Source organism: Clostridium liquoris (assembly GCF_002995785.1).
Taxonomy (GTDB): Bacteria; Bacillota; Clostridia; order Clostridiales; family Clostridiaceae; genus Clostridium_AO; species Clostridium_AO liquoris.
Map to the genome: position 1 here is coordinate 1 of NZ_PVXO01000040.1, position 13,175 is coordinate 13,175.

8 protein-coding genes are annotated in these 13,175 nt (G+C 30.2%); 6 read left to right on the plus strand and 2 right to left on the minus strand.

The window, feature by feature from the left end:
* The first annotated feature begins 133 nt into the window (after positions 1 to 133).
* Genes CLLI_RS07285 through CLLI_RS07295 form a run of 3 tightly spaced genes read left to right on the plus strand, consistent with a single transcriptional unit; the run spans position 134 to position 3,608 of the window.
* A complete protein-coding gene (locus tag CLLI_RS07285) occupies positions 134 to 922 on the plus strand; it encodes an electron transfer flavoprotein subunit beta/FixA family protein (RefSeq protein WP_106063571.1) in 789 nt (262 codons plus the stop codon).
* Between the two features lie 51 nt (positions 923 to 973).
* Positions 974 to 2,170, plus strand: a complete 1,197-nt coding sequence (locus CLLI_RS07290) for an electron transfer flavoprotein subunit alpha/FixB family protein (protein WP_106063564.1) — start codon at positions 974 to 976, stop codon at positions 2,168 to 2,170.
* Between the two features lie 28 nt (positions 2,171 to 2,198).
* Positions 2,199 to 3,608, plus strand: coding sequence for an FAD-binding oxidoreductase (locus tag CLLI_RS07295; RefSeq protein ID WP_106063565.1), 1,410 nt, complete (start codon positions 2,199 to 2,201; stop codon positions 3,606 to 3,608).
* A gap of 141 nt (positions 3,609 to 3,749) precedes the next feature.
* Here CLLI_RS07295 and gltX read toward each other — a convergent pair whose 3' ends face one another.
* Both gltX and CLLI_RS07305 read right to left on the minus strand, forming a co-directional pair.
* A complete protein-coding gene (gltX, locus tag CLLI_RS07300; RefSeq protein ID WP_106063566.1) occupies positions 3,750 to 5,210 on the minus strand; it encodes a glutamate--tRNA ligase in 1,461 nt (486 codons plus the stop codon).
* Between the two features lie 722 nt (positions 5,211 to 5,932).
* The gene (locus CLLI_RS07305) at positions 5,933 to 7,438 is read right to left on the minus strand and encodes an MBL fold metallo-hydrolase RNA specificity domain-containing protein (RefSeq protein WP_106063567.1); all 1,506 of its coding nucleotides are present in this window, start codon (positions 7,436 to 7,438) and stop codon (positions 5,933 to 5,935) included.
* 143 nt (positions 7,439 to 7,581) lie between these two features.
* On the opposite strand from CLLI_RS07305, the gene CLLI_RS07310 reads away from it, so the two are divergent.
* The 3 genes from CLLI_RS07310 to CLLI_RS07320 all read left to right on the plus strand — a co-directional run bounded on the left by CLLI_RS07310 (position 7,582) and on the right by CLLI_RS07320 (position 12,940).
* Entirely contained in the window at positions 7,582 to 8,904 is a 1,323-nt protein-coding gene (locus tag CLLI_RS07310; RefSeq protein ID WP_106063568.1) for a metallophosphoesterase family protein, read from the plus strand.
* A gap of 1 nt (position 8,905) precedes the next feature.
* Entirely contained in the window at positions 8,906 to 11,662 is a 2,757-nt protein-coding gene (locus CLLI_RS07315; RefSeq protein WP_106063569.1) for an AAA family ATPase, read from the plus strand.
* Between the two features lie 159 nt (positions 11,663 to 11,821).
* Positions 11,822 to 12,940 carry an aminopeptidase gene (locus CLLI_RS07320; protein WP_106063570.1) on the plus strand — a complete coding sequence of 373 codons (1,119 nt, stop codon included), beginning with the start codon at positions 11,822 to 11,824 and terminating at the stop codon, positions 12,938 to 12,940.
* Positions 12,941 to 13,175: the final 235 nt, after the last annotated feature.

The following is a 13,175-nucleotide window of genomic DNA, read 5'->3' on the forward strand; positions in this document are numbered from 1 at the left end:
TCCTCAATTAAAATAGTCTAGCTATAGGTGATAAAACTAATCCACAGCGTCTTATGATAATTATAGTAAAAATCTTTAAGAAAGGAAAAGTATAATGAATTTTTACTATATGTTCATTATACAAGGTAATAAAATGAACATATTAGTTTGTATAAAACAGGTTCCAGGGACTTCAAAAGTAGAAGTAGATGAAGTTACAGGAGTATTAAAAAGGGATGGTGTGGATTCTAAGATGAATCCTTATGATTTATTTGCATTAGAAACATCTTTAAAACTGAAAGAGAAATTTGGGGGAGAAGTAAAGGTAATAACCATGGGACCTCCTCAAGCTAAGGAGATAATAAAAGAAGCTTATGCTATGGGAGCAGATGAAGGAGCACTTCTTTCTGATAGAAGGTTCGCAGGGGCAGACGTGCTTGCTACTTCTTATACTCTATCTCAAGGAATAAGAAAAATGGGAGATTTTCAATTAATAATTTGCGGAAAACAAACTACAGATGGAGATACTGCCCAGGTCGGTCCAGAAATGGCAGAGTCCTTAAATATACCACATATTGCAAATGTGTTAAAAATATTAGAAGTGAAAGAAAATTCTATTGTAGTAGAAATGGATATGCCTGATGCAATTGAGGTAGCTGAAATACAATTTCCCTGTTTAATAACTGTAGAGAAGGATATTTTTCAACCAAGACTTCCATCTTACAAAAGGCAAAAGGCTACAGAAAATAAAGAAATAAAAGTATTTAGTTTAAATGACTTTAAGGATAAAGATGAATTAAGATATGGACTTAATGGTTCTCCAACACAGGTAGAAAGAATATTTCCTCCAGCAGTAAATGACCATAAAGAAATATGGGAAGGAACTGGTGAAGAATTAGGAAATAGAATATTTAACACTTTAAAACATATGAAGTTTGTTTAAAATAATAGATAAAAATTATATCATTTAAAATAATATCTAGGGGGAAATAATATGGGAAAGTTAATAATAAATGAAGATAAATTAAATAGTGAAGTAATAAAGGAACTTATGAATATTTGCCCTTTTAATGCTCTTGAAGAATCAGAAGGAAAGTTAAACATAAACGCTGGATGTAAAATGTGTAAGCTATGTGTGAAAAAAGGACCTAAAGGGGTTATGGAGTTTATAGAAGACAAGAAGAGCATAAATAAGGATGAATGGAAGGGCATAGCAGTTTATGTAGATCATGTAGAAGGGAAAATTCACCCTGTAACCTATGAACTTATCGGCAAAGGAAGAGAATTAGCAGCTAAGATAAATCATCCAGTATATGCAGTATTTATTGGATATAACATAAAGAATAAGGCTGAAGAATTATTGCATTATGGAGTAGATGAAGTTTTTGTATATGATAATAAGGAGTTAGAGGATTTTAGAATTGAACCTTACACAGCAGCATTTGAAGATTTTATAAACAAAGTAAGGCCTTCTTCAGTACTGGTAGGAGCAACTACTGTGGGAAGATCTCTAGCACCAAGAACAGCAGCAAGATTTAGGACAGGTCTTACAGCGGATTGTACTATTCTAGATATGAAGGAAAATACAGATTTAGTTCAAATAAGACCAGCCTTTGGTGGTAATATAATGGCTCAAATTATAAACCCCAATAATAGACCTCAATTTTGTACAGTAAGATATAAAATAATGAATGCTCCAGAAAGAAATAGTGAGTGCAGCGGAAAAATTACTTTATGCAATATAGAGGAGAATAAATTAAAATCAAACATCAATGTTTTAAAGGTTACAAAAAAAGAAAAAGAAGAAAATATATCTGAAGCAGAGGTAATTGTAGTAGCAGGAAGAGGAGTAAAGTCTGAGAAGGATATGAAGCTTATAAATGAACTAGCTGAACTATTAGGAGCACAGGTAGCTGGTACAAGACCTTTAATAGAAATGGGATGGGTTGACCCTAAAAAGCAGATAGGATTAAGCGGAAGAACAGTTAAACCAAAGTTAATTATTACTTGTGGAGTTTCAGGTTCGGTACAATTTGTAGCTGGAATGAATAATTCAGAGCATATATTTGCTATAAATAAAGACCCTAATGCTTCAATATTTAATGTAGCCCATTATGGAATAGTGGGAGATATATATGAAGTACTGCCAAAACTTATAGAGAATATTAGAAATAACAATACATTAGTATAAGCTAAAATGAAAGGGGATTTGATTTATTATGGAATTATATAATAACTATAAAAAAATAGATGAAAAAGATATAGAGTTTTTGAAAGCTATAGTTGGTAAAGACAGGATATGTATAGGGGAAGACATTAGTGAGGATTTTAGTCATGATGAACTAGGTGGAGTTAAAAAAATGCCAGAGGTGCTAATAGAAGTATTAAGCACAGAGGAAGTTTCAAAAATAATGAAATATGCTTATGAAAACAATATACCTGTAGTTGCAAGAGGATCTGGCACAGGTCTTGTAGGGGCATCTGTTCCAATCTATGGAGGTATAATGATTAATCTTTCTAGTATGAATAAAATACTAGAATTAGATGAGGAAAATTTAACTTTAACAGTGGAACCAGGTGTTCTTTTAATGGAAATAGGAAAATTTGTTGAAGAAAATGATTTATTCTATCCACCAGATCCAGGTGAAAAATCTGCAACCATTGGAGGAAATATAAATACCAATGCGGGAGGAATGAGAGCAGTTAAATATGGGGTGACAAGAGACTATGTCAGGGGGCTTGAAGTAGTTATGCCTGATGGTACAATTATGGAACTTGGAGGGAAAGTAGTTAAAAACAGTTCAGGCTATAGTTTAAAAGATTTTATTTGTGGATCAGAAGGAACACTAGCTATTATAACAAAAGCTATTTTAAAACTATTACCATTACCTAAAAAGGCTATAAGCCTTTTAATCCCTTTTGAAGATTTAGATAAAGCTATTGAAACAGTACCTAAAATTATAAAAGCAAAATCCATACCTACATCAATTGAATTTATGGAGAGGGATGTAATACTTGCTTCAGAGGAATTTTTAGGGAAGAAATTTCCTGATAATTCAGCAGATGCTTATCTTTTACTTACCTTTGATGGAAACAGCAAGGAAGAAATTGAAAAAAACTATGATAATGTAGCTGAAATTTGTTTGCAAAATGGAGCTATAGATGTGTTGATTGCTGATACAGACGAAAGGAAAGAATCTATTTGGTCTGCAAGGGGAGCTTTTCTTGAAGCTATTAAGGCCTCCACTACTGAAATGGATGAATGTGATGTATGTGTCCCAAGAAATAAAATTGCAGAATTCATCAAATACACTTATAAACTACAGAAAGAGTTTAATATGCGTATTAAAAACTTTGGTCATGCAGGAGATGGAAACCTACACATTTACATCTTGAAAGACGATTTGTCTGAGGAAGATTGGAACAATAAATTAAAAGCAATATTTAACTGTATGTACAATAAAGCAAAAGAATTAAATGGAACGGTTTCAGGAGAACATGGAATTGGCTTTGCTAAAAGAGAATATTTATTTAACTTAATAGGAGAAGATCAAAAGGAACTTATGAATAGAATTAAATTGGCTTTTGACCCTAAAAATATTTTAAATCCAGGCAAGGTATGCCAATAGAATAAGGAGAATTTTTCTCCATTATAATTAGGTCAAATTTTTAATTTAAGCTTTTCTGTAGTGATAAGGTCAGAAAAGCATCCATAACTGTCAATTGTCAATTGTCATCTGTCAACTAAAAAAAGGTGCTTTGCACCTTTTTTATTGAACTTGTTTTAATTTTTCTATACCAACTTTTATTCTACTTAAAGTTTCTTCTTTGCCTAATATATCAGCTATTTCAAAGGCACCACCAGGTGTAAATTGTTTTCCAGAAACAGCAGTTCTAAGTGGCCATAAAACTACACCATTTTTTACTCCCATTTCCTTAACTAAATTCATCATTGAGTTTTGAATGGATTCAAATGTCCATTCATTTAATCCTTCCAATATAGGTAGTGCTTTTTCTAAGCTTTCCAAAGAGTTCTGGTAAGTTGTCTTCATCTTCTTATGAATATACATTTCAGCAGAATACTCCGGTAATGATTCAAAAAAGTCTACATGTTCAGGTATTTCACTTAATATTTCTGTTCTTGAATGCATAAGTTCACTTATTTTCATAAAATCTAAATCTTTAGTTATTACTTGTTTATAATATGGTAGTGCTAATTCATGGAATTTTTCTAATGGAAGCATTCTTATATATTCACCATTCATCCATGTTAGCTTAGTAATATCAAATATAGCGGGAGCTTTATTTATGTTTCTGTAATCAAATTTTTCTACAAGATCTTCAAGTGAGAATATTTCCTCGGTAGTTCCAGGATTCCAACCAAGTAATGCTATGTAATTCATTATAGCGTCCTTTAAATAACCCTTTTCTATTAAATCCTCAAAGGAAGCATCTCCATTTCTCTTACTTAATTTATGTTGAGAATCTTTCATTATTGGAGGGCAGTGTATATATTTTGGAATCTGCCAGCCGAAAGCTTCGTATAATCTATTGTATTTTGGAGATGAGGATAAATATTCGCTTCCTCTAACTACATGAGTAATGCCCATTAGATGGTCATCCACTACGTTTGCAAAATTGTATGTTGGGAATCCATCGGACTTTATAAGTATCATATCATCCAATTCTGAATTATCTACAGTTATTTTTCCAAATATTTCATCATCAAAAGTTGTTGTACCTGTAGTAGGATTATTTTGCCTTATAACAAAAGGTATTCCTGAGGCTAATTTTTCTTCTATCTCTTCTTTTGATAAATGAAGACAATGCTTATCATATTTAAAAGGTCTATTTAAGGCATTAGCATTTTCTCTTAGCATATCTAATCTTTCTTTATCACAGAAACAGTAATAAGCTTCACCTTTATCAATAAGTTTTTTTGCATATTTAATATAGATAGGTTTTCTTTCACTTTGAACGTATGGACCAACTGGGCCGCCTATATCAGGACCTTCATCATGTTTAAGACCAGTAATTTTTAAAGTATTGTAAATAACATCAAGAGCTCCTTCTACTTGTCTTTCTTGATCTGTATCCTCAACTCTTAATAAAAAATCTCCATTATCATGTTTTGCTATTAGATAAGCGTACAATGCAGTTCTCAAGTTACCAACATGCATATAGCCAGTTGGACTTGGAGCAAATCTGGTTCTTACCCTGTTTTCACCCATAATTTTCAACTCCTAACATTATATTTTTTTCATCCCTAAAAGGGTTTCATGAATATATAAAACAAAAACCTTTCATCCACAGACTAGGGACGAAAGGTGGCATGACTAAGTTAATTCTATAATATAATACTGTGTTTCCTATGTCAAGTTTATGTAAAAGTTTTTTTAAAAATTAGGTTTAGAGTAAAATTAATATTTTATATAATATAATTACCAAATCCTATAGGTTTATTCATTAACTAAAAAAATGTGACCAATTTTTTTAAGTTGACAGATGACAATTGACAATTGACAGTTAAGGAGGCTTTTCTTCCGTTGACACTACAGAAAAGCTTGAAATAAATTTTCTTAAATAATAAATAAGAAAGAAAAAAGAATAAATGTGGATGATTTTTCTCCATTAACATTACGAAAAAATCTTTTATTAAATAGTTTCCTTAAAGAAAACTGCTGGGTGTGAGAAAACACCCCTTGCTATTTTATAAAAATCTAAGTGTTCTTATATTAATTTACAGGCTTTCGCCGTAGAGCTTATGCAAAAAATTCAATTATTAATTGCTAAATTGTTAATTTGTTAATCTAATAAAGTCCCTTCGGGCCACGCAAAGCGTGCTATTTAATGAACTTATTAAATTTAAAATTTTTCGTAATGACAATGGAGAAAAATTATCCTTAACTGTCCACTGTCAATTGTCCTCTAAAAATATTACTTCGTAATTTTTTTAAATGCTTTCTTTTATTTTAGCTAGTAACAAATCCTTGTCCATATTATCAATATCTTCAAGTGAGTCTAATAGAGCTACTATTTTATCTCTTACTTCGCTGTTTTCTTTTATTTCTGAACCAGGAATAAAAGTTTCTCCAGATTTCATTATAAGAGAAGTATAGCCTTTGCTATCCAAAAGCTCTTTAAAGCTATTTTGAGATTCTTTTTCACCATGAACTAATAAAACCCCTTTAGGTTTATTTTTAAAGCTGTCCAGCCAGGTTATAAGTCCTTGCCTGTCTGCATGGCCTGAAAGACCTTGGAGATTATATATTTGAGCATTTACTGCTATTTCTTCTCCAAAAATCTTTACTTTTTTTGCACCATTCAATATAGCACGACCTAATGTACCTTCAGCTTGATAACCAACAAATACTATAGAGCTTTCCTTCCTCCATAAATTGTGTTTTAAATGGTGCTTAATTCTTCCAGATTCACACATACCACTAGCAGAGATAATTATAGCACCACTTTTTATTTTATTAATTTTTACAGATTCTTCAGGGGATTTAGTAAAAGTTAATCCATCAAATTCAAAGGGGTTATCTCCTGATTCTAAAAGTGATGAAGCTTCATCGTCATAGTATTTAGTAAATTTATTGTAAATTTCAGTAGCTTCTGAAGCTAGAGGGCTATCTACATATACCTTTATATTTCTTAACATATCATTTTCTACATATTTATTTAGAGCATATAATACTTCTTGGGTTCTTCCTACTGCAAAGGAAGGTATAACCACATTACCGCCTCTTTTAAAAGTAAGCTTTATTATATCTACTAATTCTTTTAAATTATTATTAATGTTTTCATGAAGCTTATTTCCATAGGTAGTTTCCATTATTACATAATCAGCATAATCAATAAAAGTTGGATCCTTTAAAATAGGAAGTCCTTTATTGCCTAAGTCACCGGAAAAAACAATTTTAGTTTCCTTCTCATCCTCAGTAATAATCATTTCTACAATAGCTGAACCTAAAAGATGCCCCGCATCTCTGAATCTTACTTTTAAGCCATCAAAAACTTCTATCCAATGATCATAGGGATATCCTTTAAAAAGGTATGTGGATAGCTGAGCAATTTTAGCAGTATATAAGGGTTCAATTTCAGGCTGACCCATTCTCATCCTCTTCCTATTTATCCATTCTATTTCCATTTCCTGAATATGGCCACTATCCTCTAACATAATACTACAAAGGTCTTTGGTGCCTTCTGTACAAATAATATCTCCTTTGAAACCTTGCTTGTATAATAGTGGAATTCTTCCGCTATGGTCTGTATGAGCATGGGACAATATTACATAATCTATATCCTTAGGATTAAAGTTAAAGGTATCGTTTCCTCTTTCTTTTTCATCTTTTCCTTGATATAGCCCACAGTCCAATAGCACTTTCTTATCTTTGATTTTTAGCAAATGATTGGAGCCAGTAACGCAGCCCGCAGCACCATAAAATTCTATTTTCATATGTATCACTCCTAAGCTATAGTTATAGTAAAATTATATCATTTTATTCTAAAAAAAACTAATAGTCAAAATATTAAATCAACTAATAATTAATATGGTATAATTTTAATAGAAAATTATGCCTTTACAAAAGGAGAGATTACATGGGTAAGAAATTTAGTTTTATTCATACAGCAGATATACACTTAGGAGATATTCTTCATATTAGCAGTAAGTCTCCTAAAGAGTTTTACAATGCATCATATACAGCATTTAAGAATATATGTGATTATGCAATAAAAAATAAAGTGGATTTTATAATTATTGCAGGGGATTTATTCCACAATAAGGGCAGATCAATTAGTGTAGATAAATTTTTTTATGAACAATGCAACAGAATAGCACCTATAAAAATTTTTATTATAGGGGGCAATCATGACCCTTTAGAGGAAGAAATTGAAATATTTAATAAGCCTAGTAACCTTTTTTTGTTTAATGGTGATATGGCGGAGTCTAAAGAATTTTATAGCCATGATAAGCTAATATGTAGAATTATAGGACAATCCTACAGAAGAAAAGCTGAAAATAAAAAGATATTTAAAAATTATGAGAATGAAGCCAAAAATGATGGAGTATATAACATTGCTGTTTTACATACCCAAATGGATAGTGCAAAAAGTAATTATGTTCCATGCTCAATAAGTGAATTAAAGGAAATAAAAGGTATAGATTACTGGGCTCTAGGACATATTCATAAAGCTAGCATTCTCAATGAGGATAAGCCTTTTATAGGGTATCCAGGTATACCTCAAGGATATGACTTTGGGGAAGATAATAGTGGTGGATTTTTTTATGTACAAGTAGATGAAAGTAATTCTACTAAGGTGAAGTTCATTCATTGTTCTCCAATTATTTGGAAAAGGGTATATGTAAATATTGATGAAGATGAAAAAAACCCTCCAAGGATAATAGAAGATATAGAGGATTTAATAATAAAAAAAGGTGAAGAATTAATCAATAAGGATATATTTTTAAATTTGCCTATAGAAGAGGATAATAAAGAATTTAGTATAGAAGGATATATAGTAAAGTGGATATTAACCGGAAAAGGAAAGATACACGATTTATTAAAGTCAAAAGATGAAGATATAATAGGGTATTTAAAAGAAAGTTTAAATAGTAAACTTTATTTACAGCATATACCAATATGTACAGAAGATATAGATATCCAAACTAAAAAAATAATAGATAATGAAGAATTAGAAAGACACAGCTTATACAAAGAAATAAGAAATGTGGCAGAACTATGTTTGAATGATGAGGAATATAAAAAAGATATTATAAAAACCTTTGGTAAAGTATGGACAAGTAAAATAGAGGAAGAATGTGATGACTTACAAATTTCATTAAGTGAAGATAATTATAATGAAATTATAGGAAAAGCTTTTGCATTAATTAAAGAAAAAATTTTAGAAAGTAGTGATTAAAGTGTTTATAAAAAGGCTTTACATTGGGGATTTTGGTATTTTTCATAATGAGACCATAAGAGATTTAGAAAATGGAATAGTTTTTATTGGGGGCTTAAATAGAGCTGGTAAGTCCACTTTACATAAGGTATTGAGTAATTTAGCATATGGTTTTATGAAAGGAGATAATCTTCCCCCAGCTACTAGTGAATATTTTGCAGAAGGAGATATTGAAAAAGGGGACAAGTTATACAATATAAAGCTTGATGGATATGGAGAGCCTATAGTAAATCCTAAGGAAGATAACAACAATCTATACAGTGTAGATAGATATACCTATAAAGAGCTCTTTACCATAGATTTAGATAGATTAAATAATTTTTCTAAAGAGGATAAGGAACTACAATCTGTACTTTTAGGAGCAGGACTTAGTGAAGTTATAAAACTTCCTAACATAATAAAGGAATTAAAAAAGCATGGGGAAAAAATAGGAGGTAAATACGGCAATCCAGGGACTAAATTATTTAAACCATACTATTTAGAAGCTAAAGAGGCTGTGGGAGAAAGAGAACAAGCTTTAAAAGAAAATAAATTGTTTCTAGAAGAAAAAGAGACAATTAAAAATATAGAATATAACATAAGGACTCAGGAACACAGTTGTAATAAAATAAAAGAAAATTTAACTATATTAGAAATATTAAAAGATAATTATTATAACTATTTAAGGTATAAGGAAATAGAAGAGGAGCTAAATAAAGATAATAATAAGGAAGTCATAAAAAATTTCAAAGGCTATTCCTTGGATAGACTAGAAAATTTAAAAGAAGATTATGAAAAAATAAATAGTGAATACACCAGGAAGTCCTCAGTTTTTAATAGCATAATAGAAAGAAATAAAATAAATGGAGATAAAATATTAATAAACTTAACTAAAATACAATATTATTTCAAAGAAAGTTCTGGAATTAGGGAAAAATATAAAAACTATTTATCCTTGAAAGAGAAAAACAAAAGTCATAGAGAAAATATAAAACTTCAGATAAATAACGGGAATAGCGAACTATCAGGGGATTTAGATAATGTAATGAAGGTTCAAAGTGATACTTTTAATGTTAATTACATAGCAGATCTTATAGAAAAGTATAAAGAGTTAAAAGAAGAAAAAAAGGATATAAGTAATAGATTAGATAACCTTATTAGAGAAGAAAAATTCATGGGTAGAAAAAACAAAGAAGGATATAGCGGTAAAAGTATAGTTAAATATTTATACTATCTAGCATTAGCCGGTTCTTACGCCGTTGGATTTTCTACTCTATTTATGTTAAAAAACAAATTTGCAGGTGGACTTTTACTTCTTTTAATATCAGCTGCAGCATTAATGTCATTTTATCTTTTGAGACATTCTAATGAAAAAGAAGATATAGACTATTCTATAAAAGACTCAATAAAGGAAGATGAAAATGAGTTAGAAATAGTAGAAGGAAAAATAGCAGCTGTAGAAAAAAGTTTTAGTTACTGCAGACAGGTCCTTATGTTGAAAGAAAATATATCTCCTGAAGGAATAAAAGAATATTTAAAATTTATTCAAGATGTAAAATTACAAATTGGAGAGTTATTAATAGGAGAAGAAAAAGAGAATGAACTGAAAAAAGAATTAGATAAAGTAATAGAAGATATGAATATATTAATAAAACAATGCTTTATAGAACATGAAGAAACAGAAAGTTTTAATATAAATCATGGACTAGAAGAAATAGAGAAGCTTTTTAGTTATGGAGATTTTATTAAAGAAATTGAAGCTTTAAAAATTGAAAAAGATGAATTAGAACAAAGGATAGCTAAATATCTTTCTTTAGACAGTTGCGAAGATATAGAAGATGCTTTATATTATTGTATAGAAAATACAAAAAAAATTATAGAGCTAGAAAAATTAACAGATGAAAAGGATAAAGCCTTACTTCATTTAAAATATGCTATAAGCTCTGCAGTGTTGAAAGATGAACATAATGAAGAAGATTTTCAAAAGACTATGGACTGGATTTTTGAAAGAGAGAGGAGTAAATATTCTTCCTTAGAGCAAATAGAAAATTGTTATGAAGAAAACATTGAGAAAATGGAAAAATTAAATAAATATATAGAGGAATTAAAGGAAAAAAGGCAGCACTGCATATATAATATGAAAACATTAGAGGAGTCCAGCAATGTAGAAAAGGCTCAAAAGAAAATATATAGGGCAAAGGGAGAATTAAAATCCTTAGCGGAAAAGTATGCAGTATTAAATGCATCTACTTTTATTTTGGAAAAGGTATATGACAGTTTTTTAAATAAGGCTAAGGATAGTATTTTAAAGGATAGCAGTGATATTTTTAATAAAATAACCTTAGGGGAGTATGAAAAAATACTTCCAGGAGAAGATTTATCTAATTTTAACTTTAAAACTTTGTTAAAGCAGGGTAATATACAGCAGGATTCCGATATTTTAAGCAGGGGTACAAGAGAACAGCTTTTTTTATCTGTAAGGCTCAGCAGAATAATGGAAATAGAACCTATGCCTATTATCATAGACGATTCCTTAGTAAACTTTGACTCAAAGAGCTTAGAATCTACAGCTAAAATAATAAAAGAATTGTCAAAAAGAAATCAGATTTTTATTCTAACTTGCCACAGCAAGCTAATAGAATTTATGGAAGAAGAACATGGTGAAATTCAATATATAAAGCTTAATAAGGGTGAATTTTCTTATGTGGATAGAAATGAATTAATAAGCTATTTGGGGTAAAATATAGGCTCGCAATTTTTTGCGAACCTATCAAATTTTGAACAAGTTACATATAGTCAATTATATGGTAAAATTAGATATGCATATATAATTTGGATATATACATTGTAAGTTTTTAGAGAGACCTAATTTTAAATTTATTTTATGGAGGTAATAGTTATGCGAGACACAGTACTTAATAAGTTAGCAAAGCTTTTAGTTAATTACTCAGTAGAGGTAAAGCCTGGAGATTTTGTGCTAGTTCAAGCAGAAGAAGTTGCTATACCATGGATGGTAGAAGTAGTGAATGAAGCAATAAAAGCAGGGGCACATGTAGAAACTTTAGTTGATTCTACTGAAATCAACTATGCAAAATTAAAAAATTCTTCATTGGAACAACTGGAAGAAGAAAAGTTTATTCAAAAAGCTGTTTTAGAAAAGGCTGATGTATGGTTAACAGCATGGGGAACTTTAAATACAAAAGTAAACTCAAATATAGATGTAAATAAAATAAAAGCTTCAACCAAAGGTTCCACAGCCTGGAGAAAAATATATTCTGAAAAAATGGGAGATGGTACTTTAAGATGGTGTGGCACTCAATTTCCTACTTATGCAGATGCTCAAGAGGCCTCTATGAGTTTATCAGAATATGAAGATTTCGTATATGGAGCAGGATTATTGGATAGTGAGGATCCTATAAAAGAGTGGAAAAGAATTAGTGCAGAACAGGAAAGATGGGTTAGATATTTAGATACCAAGAAAGAATTACATATTATATCTGAAGAAACAGATATAAGGGTCAACATTGGCGGTAGAAAGTGGATCAATTGTGATGGAAAAGTTAATTTTCCTGATGGAGAAATATTTACCTCACCAGTAGAGGATGGAATAAATGGAACTATTACATTTAGCTTCCCAGGAATATATATGGGAAAAGAAATAGAAGGTATTAAACTTAAAGTAGAAAATGGCAAAGTAGTAGAAGCCACAGCAAAAAAAGGAGAAGAACTTTTAAAAACTCTACTATTAACTGATGATGGATCTTCACATTTTGGAGAGGTTGCTATTGGAACTAACTATGGAATTAAGAAGTTTACAAGGAATATGTTATTTGATGAAAAAATAGGTGGAACAGTCCATATGGCAATTGGAGATTCAATGCCTGAAGCTGGTGGAAAAAATAAATCCACAATCCACTGGGATATGCTCTGCGATATGAGAAATGGTGGTAAGATATATGCTGATGAAGAGCTTTTCTATGAAAATGGAAAATTCATAGATAAAATATTAAATAAATAAAAAATAATAAAGGAGAACGTAGGTAGATTTGTGTAAATACAAATCTACCTACGTTCTTTTTGTATATGTGGCTGGTAATTATGGGAATAATATCTACAAAATATTTTCGATAGGAGTAATGATTATGAGAGAATTAAATATACCAGATATTGACCTTAAGAAAGAACTAAATAAGTGTGATAGTATGGAGGATTTAGTAGGTAAAAACGGTTTGATGCAACGACTATTCGGAAAC